The sequence below is a fragment of the Curvibacter sp. EU05-FHT14A10 genome (assembly GCF_058791075.1).
This window is the reverse complement of record NZ_JBYTDE010000006.1, coordinates 395593-409708: the sequence shown is the minus strand read 5'-3', so window position 1 is coordinate 409708 and position 14116 is coordinate 395593. Positions and strand designations below refer to the sequence as shown.

The window sequence follows — 14116 nt, the reverse complement described above, 5'->3', positions numbered from 1 at the left end:
GTTGATTACAGGCTCTTCAAGGGCACCACGTCCTTGCCCTTGAAGGTGTAGACCGTCACGGCCGACGATTTCAGGTCGTGCTTGGGGTCGTAGGCAAATTCGCCGGTCACGCCCGCGTATTTGCCGGCCGCGATGGCTTGCACGATCTTCTTGGTGTCGAATGACTGGGTGGCCTCGATGGCGCCGGCCAGCAGGTACATGCCGTCGTAGAAGGCCGCCGCGTAGGTCAGCGGGTCGCGCTTGTACTCGGCGCGGTAACGCTCGACAAACTTCTGGCCCTTGTCGCTCTTGTCGAGCATCGAACCGCCCTGGGTGCAGAAGGTGTTCAAGTCGCCGCTCACCTGGGCCAGAGTGGCCGTTTCAGACGAGCAGATGCCGTCACCGCCCAGCAGGGGCACGGTCAAGCCCAGCGAGCGCATCTGGCGCAGCATCGGGCCACCCTGCGGCGAGTAGCCGCCATAGAACACGGCGTCGGCCTTGGAGGCCCGCACATTGGTCAGGATGGCGCTGAAGTCGGTGGCCTTGTCGGTGGTGAACTCATTGGTCACCACCTTGAGGCCCAGGCGCTTGGCCTGTTCACTGAACTCCTTGGCCACGCCCTGGCCGTAGGCAGTGCGGTCGTCGATCACGGCCACGGTCTTGACCTTGAGGTCTTGCGCGGCATAGGTGGCCATCTTGGCGCCCAGTTGGTTGTCGCTGGCCCCGATGCGGAACAGGTTGTTGTAGCCCAGTTCGGTCACCTTGGGGTTGGAGGCCACGGTCAGCACCACCACATCCGACTCATTGAGCACCCGCGAAGCAGGCACGGTCACGCCCGAGTTGTAGGGCCCCAGAACAAACTTCACCTTTTTGTCGGCCAGGGTCTGCGCCACTTGCACGCCTTGCTTGGGGTCGGCGACGTCGTCATTGATGTCCAGCTCGAACACCACGGGCTTGCCGCCCACTTTCAGGCCCCTGGCGTTGAGCTCTTTGATGGCCAGTTGCGCACCATCGCGGTTGTCAATGCCATTGGCGGCCTGGGGCCCGGTGATCGGGCTCATGAAGCCGATGCGGATGCGCTCTTGCGCCTGGGCGGCCATCGCGGTCATGGCCAGGGCCACTGCTGTCATGCTGAACAGGATTTTTTTCATGAAGACGTCCTCGTGAGTCGTGGTTGAAAAAGGAAAAGGCAAATTTAAAAAGAAGCTGCCCACCAGCTGTCCCAACCCGGCGCGGGCCGTCGACCGGGAAACAGACGCTCGGGAGCGGGCGAACGGAACACTCAGAGGCGCGGCGCGAGACGGTGCGCCAGCACAGAGCGCGGCAAACCTGGTGTGATCAGAAGGGGGGGTTGGGCCCGGGCCGCTGAAGGCGCCTGGTGCGAGCGTGGCAGCACGGCAAAAAGTGGCACGTGCGCCAAGGCGTGGATCGCCATGTTGAAGTCTTTCTTGTCTCGGGTATCGCGTTGGTGTGCCGCCCTGGTGAGGTGGCCACCCCGTCTTGTCACTCCGCCGGTTCGTGCCGACGGATCCGTAAAGTGGGCGTGATGTTAGCCACCGCCGGCATGGCCAGCCGGCTCAGCGGCCTTGCATCAGTTTTTTTCAAGCACCACAACTGCAACCATCAGCAAACGCTTCGGCCTGCCTGCGGCGGCCTGGACTCGGATAATCCGCCCGATGCCCTCACCCCAATTCAGTGCCCGCAACGCCACCCTGATCGGCCTCATCGCGATTGTTCTCTGGTCCTCCGTCGTGGGCCTGATCCGCAGCGTCAGCATGGGCCTGGGGGCCACCGGGGGCGCCGCCATGATCTATACCCTGGGGGCGCTGCTGCTGGCCCTGACGGCGGGTTTCACCCCCCTGCGCGGCATTCCACGGGCCTACCTCGTTTGGGGCAGCCTGCTGTTCGTAGCCTACGAATGGTGTCTGTCACTGTCCATTGGCTACGCCAACACCGCCCAGCAGGCCATCGAAGTCGGCATGGTCAACTACCTGTGGCCCACCTTCACCTTGCTTTGCGCCATCGCCTTCAACGGCCAGCGTGCCAACGCCTTGATCGTGCCGGGCGTGCTGGTTGCCCTGGCCGGCATCTGCCAGGTGCTGGCAGGCGAACGCGGGCTGGACCTGGCCGGCATGCTGGCCAACGTCCAGAGCAACCCCATGAGCTACGGGCTGGCCTTTCTGGGGGCCCTGCTGTGGGCGGCCTACTGCACGGTCACCGCCCGGATGGCCCAGGGGAAGAACGCCATCACGCTGTTCGTGACGCTCACGGCGCTCACGCTGTGGTGCAAATACACCTTGGCGGGGGGCGAGCCCATGCACTGGAGCCTGGGCACCGGCATCCACCTGGGCTTTGCCGCCGCCGCCATGGGCCTGGGTTACGGGGCCTGGAACGTGGGCATCCTGCACGGCAACGTCACGGTGCTGGCGGGCGCCTCGTACTTCACGCCCGTTTTCTCGGCCGCCCTGGCCGCAGTGCTGCTGCAGGTGCCCCTGACGCCCGCCTTCTGGCTGGGCACCGGCATGGTGTGCGGCGGGGCAGTGCTGTGCTGGCTGGCGACGCGGGCAAAGTCACCCCGCGCCGCCTGAAAACCGGTTGCCGTACTCAGGCCCGCTCTGTCGCCACTGCCCGCAGCAGGCTCACCAGGCGCTGGGTGATCGGCGTCAGCGGCCGCCCGCGCAGGGTGATCAGGCCCACGGGAGGCACCTCGGCCTCCACCTGCAGCGCCAAGGGCGTGAGCAGGCCCAGGGCCGCAAAGTGCCGGGCCACCGAGTCAGCCATCAGGGCAGCAGCGTTCTGGTCGCGCAGCAGGGTCAACTGGCCCAGGAAGGACGCGGTCTCGACCACATCGAGCGGTGGCTTCAGGCCCAGGCGGAAGAACTGCTGCTCCAGCTTCACCCGCATCGACGCCCAGGGCGGCGGAGCCACCCAGCGGCCATTGGCCAGCTCAGGCCAGCCTGGCTCAGCCGTGCCCGCCAGCAAAGGGTGAGCGGTGCGCAGCACCACGCGCATGCGTTCGTCATACAGCGCCTCGGTCAGCAGGTCGGGGGCGGCATAGCCGGGCTCCAGCCGCCCCACGAACAGATCCAGTTCACCCAGGCGCAGTTTGGGCAACAGGTGGGTCAGGTCGCCCTCCTCGATCAGCACGGTGGCCGCTGACGATTCGGCCTTCAGGCGCTCGATGGCAGGTGCCAGCAGCGTGGGCAGGCCCACCACCATGGCACCGACCCGGGCGCGCCCAGCCACCCCGCGCTCGATGGTGCTGATCTCGTCGCGGGTGCGTTCGTAGTCGGCCAACACCGAACGGGCAAAGCGCAGCATCGACAGGCCGGCCGCCGTGGGTTCGGTGCCCCTGCGGGAGCGATCAAACAGCTGCAGGCCCAACATGTCTTCGACCTCGCCCAGCATCTTGGACACCGCCGGCTGTGTGACCGACAGAAATTCGGCCGTGCGGCCCAGGTGGCGGAACTCATTGAGCGCCAGCAGCAATTGCAGGTGGCGCAGCTTGATGTTGGAGCGCAGAGCGCGGTCAATGTGGGACATGGGCGCGCATATTACATGAGGTATTACTCATATTAAGTTTCCATTTTTCAATTGGACGGTTATGAATCAAAAGCGCACCATGCGGCCCAACAACCACAGACGGAGACACTGTCATCATGAAATTGCCTCGCCTCAATCGCCGCGAGTGGCTGGCTGGCGCCGCGCTCGGCCCCCTGGTGGGCGCCGCCGCCACCATCTTGCCGGCCCTGGCCGCCGCCGCAGACGACTACCCCAGCCGCCCCATCAACTTCATCTGCCCCTGGCCGGCCGGGGGCACGGCCGATGTGTCCATGCGGGCCATCTGCCAGGTGGCGGCGCGCATCCTCAAGCAGCCAGTGACCGTGGACAACAAGGCCGGCGCGGCCGGCATGATCGGCGTGAAAGCGCTGGCCGGCGCCAAGCCCGACGGCTACACCATCGGCCAGATCCCGATCTCGGTCACGCGCTTTTCGCAGCTGGGCATGCTGCAGGCCAACCCGCTGAAGGACTTCAGCTACCTGGCCCGCAGCTCGGGCCAGACCTTCGGGATTGCCGTGCCGACAGAGTCGCGCTTCAAGACCCTGCAAGAGATGGTCGCCTACGCCAAGACCCACCCGGGCCAGCTGACTTATGCGCACGCCGGCATCGGCGGCGCCACCCATGTGGGCATGGAGGAGTTCGCTCTGGCCGCCGGCATCGAGCTCAACGCCGTGGCCTACAAGGGGGGCGCCGCGGCCCTCAACGACACCCTGGGCGGTCAGGTTGACATGCTGGCCGACTCCAGTTCATGGGCGCCCCACGTCGAAGGCGGCAAGCTGCGACTCCTGGCCACCTGGGGCGAACAGCGCACGCCTCGCTTCAACAGCACACCCACCCTGCAAGAGCTGGGTTTCAAGGTGGTGATCGATGCCCCTAACGGCATCGGCGCCCCGGCCGGCCTGCCGGTTGCCGTCGAGAAAAAGCTGCGCGATGCCTTCCGCCAGGCCATTGCCAGCGAAGAATTCAAGGCCGTCGCAGCCCGCATCGACGCCCCCCTGATGTACCTGGACGGCCCCGACTACAAGCGCTATGTGGCTGAGGTCTACAAGCGCGACACCGCCCTGATCGAGCGACTCAAACTCAAAGAACTTCTGGAAAAAGGCTGATTGGTCATGAGCACCTCCCCCCACCTGATCCGCCTGCACACGGCCGACAACGTGTTGATCGCGAAGCTGCCGGTGGCCATCGGCCAGGCCCTGCCCGAGCTGGGCGCCAAGGCCCGGGCCCAAGTGCCCGCCGGCCACAAGATCGCGGCCTGCCGCATTGCAGAAGGTGAGGCGGTGCGCAAATACAACGCCGTCATCGGTGTCGCCGCGCGCGACATCGAGCCCGGCGACTACGTGCACACGCACAACCTGCGCCTGGTCGAATTCGACCGCGACCCGGGCTTCGGCCTGGATGTGCGCCCGATCGACTATGTGCACGAATCCGAGCGAGCCACCTTCCAGGGCTATGTGCGCGAAGACGGCCGAGTGGGCACCCGCAATTTCGTGGGCATTCTGGCCTCGGTGAACTGCTCGGCCACCGCCATCAGCCACATCGCGGCCCATTTCACGCCTGAGCGCCTGAGCGCCTATCCCAACGTGGACGGCGTCGTCGCCTTCACCCAGACCACAGGCTGCGGCATGTCCTCGCCCAGCCCGCACTTCGACCTGCTGCGCCGCACCCTGGCTGGCTACGCCCGCCACCCCAACCTGGCCGGCGTCCTGGTCGTGGGCCTGGGCTGCGAGCGCAACCAGGTGGCCGACCTGATGGACTCCCAAGGCCTGAAAAGCGGACGCCTGATGCGCAGCATGGTGATGCAGGACGTGGGCGGCACCCGCGTCACCATCGAGGCCGGCATCCGCGCCATCGAAGAGATGCTGCCCCTGGCCAATGCCTGCCAACGCCAGACCGTGCCGGCCAGCCACATCAGCATCGGCCTGCAGTGTGGCGGCTCCGACGGTTTCTCGGGCATCACAGCCAACCCAGCCCTGGGCGCGGCCATGGACATCCTGGTGCGCCACGGTGGTACGGCCATTCTGTCCGAGACACCCGAGATCCACGGCGTGGAATACATGCTGACGCGCCGTGCCGTCTCCCCCGAGGTAGGCCAGAAGCTGCTGGACCAACTCACCTGGTGGGCCGAGTACACCCGCGGCCACAACGGCCAGTTCAATGGCGTGGTGGGCCCGGGCAACCAGGCCGGCGGCTTGGCCAACATCTTTGAAAAATCGCTGGGCTCGGCCATGAAGTGCGGCACCACCCCGCTGCAGGGCGTGTACGCCTACGCCGAGCCCATCGACCGCAAGGGCTTTGTCTTCATGGACTCGCCGGGCTACGACCCGGTTTCGGCCACCGGCCAGATTGCCAGCGGCGCCAACCTGATCTGCTTCACCACCGGGCGTGGGTCAATGTTCGGCAGCAAGCCGGCGCCCACCATCAAGCTGGCCAGCAACACCCCCATGTACCAGCGCCTGAGCGAGGACATGGACATCAACTGCGGCGCCATCCTCGACGGCGAGGTGGACCTGCCCGGCATGGGCCAGCGCATCTTCGAAGCCATCCTGCGCCACGCCTCGGGCGAACGCACCAAGAGCGAACTGCTGGGCCTCGGCGACCACGAGTTCGTGCCCTGGCACCTGGGCATCGTGAGCTGACAGTCCTCCTTCGCAGCTGACCCTTTTTCAAGACGAGACCCCATGACCGTGTCCCACCCGCTGGCCCTGAACCGGGCCGACCTGATCGAAACCCGCCATCTGATTGCAGGCCTTTGGTGCGCCAGCCTGCAGGCAGACGGCGCCACGCTGCCCGTCTACGACCCCGCCGACCTGAGCCAGATCGCCACCGTGCCCGACGGCGGCGCCATGGATGCCCATGCCGCCCTGAACGCGGCCCAGGCGGCCTTTCCGGCCTGGAAGGCCCTTCCTGCACGCGAGCGCGCCGCCATCCTGAAGTGCTGGAACGACCTGATCGTGGCCCACCAGGACGACCTGGGCCGGCTGATCAGCCGCGAGCAGGGCAAGCCCCTGGCCGAAGGCCGTGGCGAGGTGCTGTACGCCGCCAGCTATGTGGAGTGGTTTGCCGAGCAGGCCACCCGCGCCAATGGCGAGGTGATCCCCACCCCGGCGCGCAACAAGCGCCTGCTGGCGGTGCGCGAGCCCGTGGGCGTGGTGGCGGTGATCACACCGTGGAACTTTCCAGCCGCCATGATCGCGCGCAAGATCGCCCCGGCCCTGGCCGCCGGCTGCACCGTGGTAGCCAAGCCTGCCGAAGACACCCCGCTCACCGCCCTGGCCCTGGCCAAGCTGGCGCAAGAGGCGGGCGTACCCGCCGGCGTGTTGAACCTGGTCACCGCCTCACGAGACCGCACCCCCGAGGTGGTCGACGTGTGGCTGGCCGACGAGCGCGTGCGCAAGATCAGCTTCACCGGCAGCACCCCCGTGGGCCGCCACCTGGCGCGTGAATCGGCCGCCACGCTCAAGAAGCTCTCGCTGGAGTTGGGCGGTAACGCCCCCTTCATCGTGTTCGAGGACGCCGACCTGGACGCCGCGGTCGAAGGCCTGATGGTGGCCAAGTTCCGCAACGGCGGCCAGACCTGCGTCTGCCCCAACCGCGTGTATGTGCACGAGGCCGTGCACGAGGGCTTCGTGGACAGGCTGGTGGCCCGTGTGGCTGCACTGCAGGTGGGGCCGGCCAGCGACCCGGCCTCGCAGATCGGCCCCATGATCAATGAGCGCGCCGTGGCCAAGATCGAGCGCCACGTGCAAGACGCCGTGGCCAAAGGCGCGGTGGTGCGCACCGGCGGCGAGCGCCTGAAGCGCGATGACGCCCCCGGTGCCGCCTACTACGCACCCACCGTGCTGACCGAGGCGCAACCGGACATGGAATGCGCCTGCGAGGAAACCTTCGGCCCCGTGGTGCCGGTCACCCGCTTCCAGACCGAGGCCGAGGTGATCGCCGCCGCCAATGGCACGCCTTATGGCCTGGCCGCCTACTTCTACACCCAGGACCCGGCGCGCATCTGGCGCGTCAGCGAGGCGCTGGAGTGCGGCATCGTGGGCATCAACGAAGGTGCCCTGGCGGCAGAGGCCGCGCCCTTTGGCGGCGTCAAGGCCTCGGGCTACGGTCGCGAGGGCTCGGTGCATGGCCTGGACGACTACCAGCACATCAAGTACCTGTGCCAGGGCGGGCTGGGCTGATTCTGCCAACCCGCCCCGCGGCCATCCCCATTTTCAACCCCTGGCGGCAGCAAGTTGCCGCCAGCGCAAATCCATCCTCAAGCCATGACACCCACCAGCCTGCCCAGCGGCAACCCCTTCAAATACGCCCTGCAACAACGCCAGGCCCAGGTGGGTCTGTGGCTGTCCATGGCCGACCCCTACCTGGCCGAGGTCAGCGCCACCGCCGGCTTCGACTGGTTGCTGATCGACGGCGAGCACGCCCCCAATGACCTGCGCAGCACCCTGGCCGCGCTGCAGGCCGTGGCCCCTTACCGGGCTCAGCCCGTGGTGCGCGCCGTCCAGGCCGACACGGCGCTGATCAAGCAACTGCTGGACATCGGTGTGCAGAACCTGCTGGTGCCCATGGTGGACACCGCTGAGCAGGCCGCCCAGGTGGTCAGTGCCACCCGCTACCCGCCCCAGGGCATCCGCGGCGTGGGCAGCGCCGTGGGCCGGGCCTCCCGCTGGAGCGCCCGCGGCGACTACCTCCAGGTGGCCGACAGCGAGGTGTGCCTGTTGGTGCAGGCCGAAACCGTGACCGCGCTCAGCCATCTGCAGGCCATCTGCGAGGTCGACGGCGTGGATGGTGTCTTCATCGGCCCGGCCGATCTGGCCGCGTCGATGGGCCACCGCGGCAACCCGGGCCACCCCGAGGTGCAGGCCGCCATCGAAGGCGCCATGCGCACCATCATCGCCAGCGGCAAGGCCGCCGGCACCCTGACATCCGACCCGGTCCTGGCCCGCCGCTACCTGGAACTGGGCTGCACCTTCGTCGCCACCGGGGTCGACGTGCTGCTGTACGCTCAGGCAGCCCGTCGCCTGGCCGCCAGCTTTCTGAACACCGCCCCCGTGGCAGCGCCGGCCACCGGTGCGGCCTACTGAGCCCCGCCACACGCCTCACAACGTCATCTGCCATGCCTACCTCCGCTGAAACCCTCCAGGCCCTGGGCCAGATCGTCGGTGCCGCCCACTGCCTCACCGCCACGGTCGACACCGAATCCTTCACCACCGACTACCGCAAGCTCTACCGGGGCGACGCGCTGGCCGTGGTACTGCCTGCCAGCACCGAAGAGGTCAGCCAAGTCATGGCCTGCTGCCACGCCCACGGCATCCGTGTGGTGCCCCAGGGCGGCAACACCTCTTTGATGGGCGGTGCCGTGCCCGAGCGCGACTCGGGCGCCATCGTGCTCAACCTGCGCCGCATGAACCAGGTGCTGGGAGTGGACACCGTCAACGACACCTTGACCCTGCAGGCCGGCGTGACCTTGAGCGGCGCCCGTGCCGCGGCCGACGAGGCCAAGCGCCTGTTCCCGCTGCGCATCGGCTCGGAGGGTTCGTGCCAGATCGGCGGCAACCTGGCCACCAATGCCGGTGGCACCGCAGTGCTGCGCTACGGCAACATGCGCGATCTGGTGCTGGGCATCGAGGCCGTGCTGCCCGATGGGCGCATCTACTCCAGCCTGCGCGGCTTGCGCAAGGACAACACCGGCTACGACCTCAAGCAGTTGTTCATCGGCTCGGAAGGCACGCTGGGCATCATCACCGCCGCCGTGCTCAAGCTCTACCCGCAGCCGCGGGCCGTGTCCGCGGCCTTCGTGGCGGTCAGCGACCCGGCGGCCGCGGTGCAGTTGCTGGGCCTGGCCAAGCAACTGGCCGGCCCTCATGTGACCGCCTTCGAACTGGTCTCGGCCGACGCCATGGCCCTGGTCTGCGACTACCTGGGCGGTGCCCGCCCGCCACTGGCGGGCCAGCCGGCCTGGATGGTGCTGATGGAGTTCAGCTCCACCGGCGAGCAGGCCGCCCTGGACGCCCAACTGACGGGCGTGCTCGAAACCGGCATGGAACAAGGCTGGGTGCAAGACGCCGCGCTGGCCGCCAGCCTGTCGGATGTGCAGGCCTTCTGGCGCCTGCGCGAAGAAATCTCGGACGCCCAGACCCGCACCGGCGGCAGCATCAAATGCGATGTGTCGGTCCCGCTGTCGGACATCCCGGCCTTCATTGAACAGGCCAGCCAGCAGGTGCAGACCCTGGCCCCAGGCAGCCGCATGGTGATCTACGGCCACATGGGCGACGGCAACGTGCACTTCAACCCGCTGCGCCCCGCCAACACCCCGGCGCGCGACTACCTGGACGCCCACTACGCCGAAGTCTCGACCGCCGTGGACCAGCTCGTGCACCGCCTGCAGGGCTCGATTTCGGCCGAACACGGCATCGGTGTGGCCAAGCGCGACGACCTGCGCCTGTACAAATCCGAGGTGGAACTGGCCCTGATGTGGCAGGTGAAGCGGGCATTGGACCCGCAGGGCCTGCTCAATCCCGGAAAGATGCTGCCGGCGGTATGAGGCCGGGCTGACAACAGGCTCCCCAGGCTTTCACCGATTGCCAGTGCCGGCGGCGGCGGTTCAGATGGGGGCTGCCTTCACCAACCCTGCCGCCGCCATGAACCCTTCTCTCAGCCGTCGCCAGACCTTGGGCGACATCCTGCGCCGTACTGCGCAGCGCCTGCCGAACAAGACCGCCATCGTGTGCGGTGCCACCCGCTGGAGTTACAGCGAATTCGACGCCCTGGTCACCCGCCTGGCGGCCGGCCTGGCCCAACAGGGCATTGCCCCTGGCGACAACGTGGCCCTGCTGGCGCGCAACTCACACGCCTTTGCGGCCATGCGCTTTGCCCTGGCCCGCCTGGGGGCCGTGCTGGTGCCGATCAACTTCATGCTCAAGGCCGACGAGGTGGCGTTCATCCTGCGCCACGCAGGTGCGCGCACCCTGGCCACCGACTCCGAGTTTGCCCCGGTGGCACGCCAGGCCGCCACCTTGCAGACCCAGGTGCGGCAGTTCATCTGGCTGCCCACCGAGGAGCCCACTGAGCCCGAACCCGACATGCTCGATTTCGACCACCTGGCGCGCTGTGACGCAACGCTGCAGGCCACTGGCCCCGACAGCACCGATCTGGCCCAGATCGTCTACACCAGCGGCACCGAGTCCAGCCCCAAGGGCGCCATGCTGACCCACGATGCGGTGTTGTGGCAGTACGTGAGCTGCGTGATGGACGCGGCCATTGCCCGCGACGACCTGATGCTGCATGCCCTGCCGCTGTACCACTGCGCCCAGCTAGACGTGTTCTTCGGGCCCGCCATTTACGTGGGCGCCACCAACATCATCACCGGGCGGCCAGTCGCCGATCGCTTGCTGGACCTGATCGAAACCCACCGCATCACCAGCTTCTTTGCCCCGCCCACGGTATGGATTGCCCTGCTGCGCTCGCCCGCCTTCAGCGAACAGCGGCTGGCCAGCCTGGCCAAGGGCTATTACGGCGCCTCGATCATGCCAGTGGAGGTGCTCAAGGAACTGGCCCAGCGCCTGCCGCGCGTGCAACTGTGGAACCTGTATGGCCAGACCGAGATCGCGCCCCTGGCCACCATGCTGGGCCCTGATGACCAGCTGCGCAAACCGGGCTCGTGCGGGCGCGCCGTCACCAATGTGGAGACCCGGGTGGTCGATGACCAGATGCGCGATGTGGCCGCCGGCGAGGTGGGCGAGATCGTGCACCGCTCGCCGCATCTGATGCTGGGCTACTTCCATGACGAAGAACGCACCCGGGCCGCTTTCGAGGGGGGCTGGTTCCACAGCGGCGACCTGGCCACGGTGGACGCCGAGGGCTACATCACGGTGGTCGATCGCAAAAAGGACATGATCAAGACCGGTGGCGAAAACGTGGCCAGCCGCGAGGTCGAAGAAACCATCTACCGCCTGCCCCAGGTCAGCGAGGTGGCAGTGGTAGGCCTGCCCGACGCCCGCTGGGTCGAGGCGGTGACCGCCGTGGTGGTGGTGAAGGCCGGCCTGGCCCTGAATGAGGCTGAGGTGATGGCCCATTGCAGCGCCCACCTGGCCGGCTTCAAATGCCCCAAGCGCGTGGTGTTTGTCGAGGCCCTGCCCAAGAACCCCAGTGGCAAGCTGCTGAAGCGGCAATTGCGCTTGGAGCTCGTCCAGACTTGATGGTGTCGTTCGCGCGCACGATTCAGCCCGTACCGGGCGTTGGGCCCGGCATGCCGATCAGGCGGAATCAGATGAAGCCACGTCGTCTGGCGGTCGCGTCAGCCACTTCGTTGGGCATCTCCTTGGCCAGAATGTCTCGGGCCGCCGCCAGCACGTCAGGCGGTGCAAGCTCGGGCAGCCCGGCGCTGTATGGGGGCTGAGGCGCATACTCCATGCACAACTGGGCCAGTTGCCCCGAGAAGTCGCCCCCCCAATGGCCCATCATGGCCAGCGCGAAATCGATGCCGGCAGTCATACCTCCACCGGTGGCCCGGTTGCGGTCGATCACAATGCGCTCGTTGATGGGCTGCGCACCGAACTGTCGCAGATATTCGCGTGAGTACCAGTAGCAGCCGGCCTTGTAGCCCTTGAGCAAGCCTGCGGCTCCCAGCAGCAATGAACCGTTGCAGACACTGGTCACCCAGCCTGCTTTGGTGCCCAGGCGGGAGATGGTGTCGACCAACGCATCATCCTGCAGGGCATCGAACACGCCGCGGGCACCACCCGGGACCAGTAGCACGTCCGGCGCCTGAAAGCAGGTATCGAAGTCGTGGGTGGCATTGATGGTGAGGCCGATGTCGGTGGGCACAGGGCCCGGCGTGACTGCCGCGATCTGAATCTGCACGCCCGGGATGAACATCCAGGTGTTGGTCGGACCGATCAAGTCAATGGCGGTGAAGCCAGGGAACAGGGTCGCGAGAATTTTCATGTATCGTCTCCGTCAGAGGTTGTTCACGCCGTGATCGTGGTCGGCCTCACCAATTGAATGTGCTGTCCCAGCATGGCGCCGGGTGGGATCGGCGGGCCTCCTGCATTGACGTGATCGAAGTAGTCATACCAGCCGGAGGCGGACACCGCTTGCTGGAACTCATCGAACAGGGCACGGTTGGGCATGCGGTAAACGCCGAAGGCGTCATAGGGCGCACGGTGATCGATGTCGAGGTCGTTGTAGCCCCAGGCGATGATCTCGACGCCTGCATCCATGATGGCCTGTACCGAAGGCATGAGTTCCTGGACGTAGCGGGTGCGTGTGTCGAGGTCAGCACCTGTCCAGCGGTCATTGAACTTCCAGAGTTCGATGAAGATGTGTTCCATGGGAATTCTCCTGTCGTGTGTCATTGAAGGCAGTTGCAGGATAGAAGCCGCGCCATTGACGCGCCAGACAAAAGACAGTCAAATTCCGCCACCGCCGAGGCTGCCCCTGCATCCGCCATTCCCCACTTCCGTCGCATCGCTGCCCATGTCACTGCTCTCGCCGGCGGCTCGCCCAAGCACCGTTGTCATCCTCGCCTTCGACGAAGTCACCGCCTCAGACATCTGCGGTGCCGCCGATGTGTTCTCGGTGGCCACCCGATTCCACCCACGACCGAACCAAGGTGCCTACCAGGTGGTGATCGCGTCGGTCCATGGCCGACCCATCACCAGTTTCTCGGGCATCACCCTCGCGACCACACCGCTCTCTGCGATCGACCCAGCCACAATCGAGACCTTGATGGTGCCGGGTGGCGGGCCACCCGATCGCCCCCCCTTGCCCCTTGATGTGATCGACTGGCTGGCCAGGGAAGGTCGACGGGCCAGACGCCTGTGCGGCATTTGCACCGGAACCTTCCTGCTTGCCGAGGCCGGCCTCATCGGGCAGCGGCGGGTCACCACGCATTGGCAGGCCACAGATGCACTGAAGAGCCGCTATCCGGATCTGCAGGTGGAGCCCGACAGGGTTTATCTGCGCGACGGCGAGCTTTGGACATCCGGCGGCTTCACGGCCGGGCTGGACCTCGGGCTGGCCTTGCTGGAGGAGGACCAGGGGCACGCCACCGCCATGGCTGTGGCCAGTTCACTGCTGATGTTTGTGAAACGGACTGGTGAGCAGGCACAGGTTTCGGCTGCGCTCTCCAGTCAGGCGGCGTCAGACCCGCATTTCAGTCAGCTTCATGCGTGGATCATGGACCACCTGAGCGAAGACCTGCGTGTGGAGGTGCTCGCCGAACGGGTGGGCATGACTCCACGCACCTTTGCACGCCGCTACACCGAACAGACTGGCTGCACGCCCGCCAAGGCCGTGGAGGCCATGCGCCTAGAAGCGGCGCTGAGGGTCATGGCGGATGATCGCATCACCTTCAAGCAGGTGGCACGGCACTGCGGCTTCGGCACCGAACAGAACCTGAGACGCGTCTTTCTGAGGGTGCGCGGAACCACACCCGAGAATTACCACCGACAGCGCAGCGCGTGAGAATCATCCCAGTAGCCTAAGACCGAAGCAAGCAACCCAGCATGCGATACCTATCCTGCGGAAAATACCCCTCACACACGTCGCGGATGGTTAAGAAGCCCGGCTTCAG

At 66.6% G+C, this 14116-nt stretch carries 12 protein-coding genes; 8 read left to right on the top strand and 4 right to left on the bottom strand.

Annotation, left to right across the window (positions count from 1 at the left end; all coding sequences use genetic code 11):
• Positions 1-5: 5 nt before the first annotated feature.
• Positions 6-1130 carry a branched-chain amino acid ABC transporter substrate-binding protein gene (locus AC3WUT_RS14555; RefSeq protein ID WP_492347789.1) on the bottom strand — a complete coding sequence of 375 codons (1125 nt, stop codon included), beginning with the start codon at positions 1128-1130 and terminating at the stop codon, positions 6-8.
• Positions 1131-1655: 525 nt separating this feature from the next.
• Between AC3WUT_RS14555 and yddG the strand changes: the two genes are divergently transcribed.
• Complete coding sequence (yddG, locus tag AC3WUT_RS14550) at positions 1656-2567, top strand: aromatic amino acid DMT transporter YddG (protein WP_492347788.1); 912 nt, start codon at positions 1656-1658, stop codon at positions 2565-2567.
• A gap of 16 nt (positions 2568-2583) precedes the next feature.
• Here yddG and AC3WUT_RS14545 read toward each other — a convergent pair whose 3' ends face one another.
• Complete coding sequence (locus AC3WUT_RS14545) at positions 2584-3522, bottom strand: LysR family transcriptional regulator (protein WP_492347787.1); 939 nt, start codon at positions 3520-3522, stop codon at positions 2584-2586.
• Between the two features lie 116 nt (positions 3523-3638).
• On the opposite strand from AC3WUT_RS14545, the gene AC3WUT_RS14540 reads away from it, so the two are divergent.
• The 6 genes from AC3WUT_RS14540 (at position 3639) to AC3WUT_RS14515 (ending at position 11738) form a co-directional block, all read left to right on the top strand.
• Positions 3639-4646 carry a tripartite tricarboxylate transporter substrate binding protein gene (locus AC3WUT_RS14540; protein WP_492347786.1) on the top strand — a complete coding sequence of 336 codons (1008 nt, stop codon included), beginning with the start codon at positions 3639-3641 and terminating at the stop codon, positions 4644-4646.
• Between the two features lie 6 nt (positions 4647-4652).
• On the top strand, positions 4653-6179 hold the full coding sequence (locus AC3WUT_RS14535; protein WP_492347785.1) for a UxaA family hydrolase: 1527 nt from the start codon (positions 4653-4655) through the stop codon (positions 6177-6179).
• A gap of 42 nt (positions 6180-6221) precedes the next feature.
• Positions 6222-7721, top strand: a complete 1500-nt coding sequence (locus tag AC3WUT_RS14530; protein WP_492347784.1) for an NAD-dependent succinate-semialdehyde dehydrogenase — start codon at positions 6222-6224, stop codon at positions 7719-7721.
• A 99-nt stretch (positions 7722-7820) separates the two neighbouring features.
• Positions 7821-8624 (top strand): 4-hydroxy-2-oxoheptanedioate aldolase, encoded by an 804-nt coding sequence (gene hpaI, locus AC3WUT_RS14525; protein ID WP_492347811.1) that lies wholly within the window; start codon positions 7821-7823, stop codon positions 8622-8624.
• A gap of 32 nt (positions 8625-8656) precedes the next feature.
• A complete protein-coding gene (locus AC3WUT_RS14520) occupies positions 8657-10084 on the top strand; it encodes an FAD-binding oxidoreductase (RefSeq protein ID WP_492347783.1) in 1428 nt (475 codons plus the stop codon).
• Positions 10085-10181: 97 nt separating this feature from the next.
• Complete coding sequence (locus AC3WUT_RS14515; protein ID WP_492347782.1) at positions 10182-11738, top strand: acyl-CoA synthetase; 1557 nt, start codon at positions 10182-10184, stop codon at positions 11736-11738.
• A 67-nt stretch (positions 11739-11805) separates the two neighbouring features.
• On the opposite strand, the gene AC3WUT_RS14510 is transcribed toward AC3WUT_RS14515, so the two are convergent.
• Complete coding sequence (locus AC3WUT_RS14510; protein WP_492347781.1) at positions 11806-12486, bottom strand: DJ-1/PfpI family protein; 681 nt, start codon at positions 12484-12486, stop codon at positions 11806-11808.
• 23 nt (positions 12487-12509) lie between these two features.
• Positions 12510-12872 carry a DUF6616 family protein gene (locus AC3WUT_RS14505; RefSeq protein ID WP_492347780.1) on the bottom strand — a complete coding sequence of 121 codons (363 nt, stop codon included), beginning with the start codon at positions 12870-12872 and terminating at the stop codon, positions 12510-12512.
• Between AC3WUT_RS14505 and AC3WUT_RS14500 the strand changes: the two genes are divergently transcribed.
• On the top strand, positions 12871-14007 hold the full coding sequence (locus tag AC3WUT_RS14500) for a GlxA family transcriptional regulator (protein WP_492347779.1): 1137 nt from the start codon (positions 12871-12873) through the stop codon (positions 14005-14007). The genes AC3WUT_RS14505 and AC3WUT_RS14500 overlap by 2 nt on opposite strands.
• The last annotated feature ends 109 nt before the right edge of the window (positions 14008-14116 follow it).

What these genes read in the sequence shown, in the direction of transcription:
- AC3WUT_RS14555 (WP_492347789.1), bottom strand. Translation starts at nt 1,130, where the DNA reads ATGAAAAAAATCCTGTTCAGCATGACAGCAGTGGCCCTGGCCATGACC.
- yddG (WP_492347788.1), top strand. Translation starts at nt 1,656, where the DNA reads ATGCCCTCACCCCAATTCAGTGCCCGCAACGCCACCCTGATCGGCCTC.
- AC3WUT_RS14545 (WP_492347787.1), bottom strand. Translation starts at nt 3,522, where the DNA reads ATGTCCCACATTGACCGCGCTCTGCGCTCCAACATCAAGCTGCGCCAC.
- AC3WUT_RS14540 (WP_492347786.1), top strand. Translation starts at nt 3,639, where the DNA reads ATGAAATTGCCTCGCCTCAATCGCCGCGAGTGGCTGGCTGGCGCCGCG.
- AC3WUT_RS14535 (WP_492347785.1), top strand. Translation starts at nt 4,653, where the DNA reads ATGAGCACCTCCCCCCACCTGATCCGCCTGCACACGGCCGACAACGTG.
- AC3WUT_RS14530 (WP_492347784.1), top strand. Translation starts at nt 6,222, where the DNA reads ATGACCGTGTCCCACCCGCTGGCCCTGAACCGGGCCGACCTGATCGAA.
- AC3WUT_RS14520 (WP_492347783.1), top strand. Translation starts at nt 8,657, where the DNA reads ATGCCTACCTCCGCTGAAACCCTCCAGGCCCTGGGCCAGATCGTCGGT.
- AC3WUT_RS14515 (WP_492347782.1), top strand. Translation starts at nt 10,182, where the DNA reads ATGAACCCTTCTCTCAGCCGTCGCCAGACCTTGGGCGACATCCTGCGC.
- AC3WUT_RS14510 (WP_492347781.1), bottom strand. Translation starts at nt 12,486, where the DNA reads ATGAAAATTCTCGCGACCCTGTTCCCTGGCTTCACCGCCATTGACTTG.
- AC3WUT_RS14500 (WP_492347779.1), top strand. Translation starts at nt 12,871, where the DNA reads ATGGGAATTCTCCTGTCGTGTGTCATTGAAGGCAGTTGCAGGATAGAA.
- AC3WUT_RS14505 (WP_492347780.1), bottom strand. Translation starts at nt 12,872, where the DNA reads ATGGAACACATCTTCATCGAACTCTGGAAGTTCAATGACCGCTGGACA.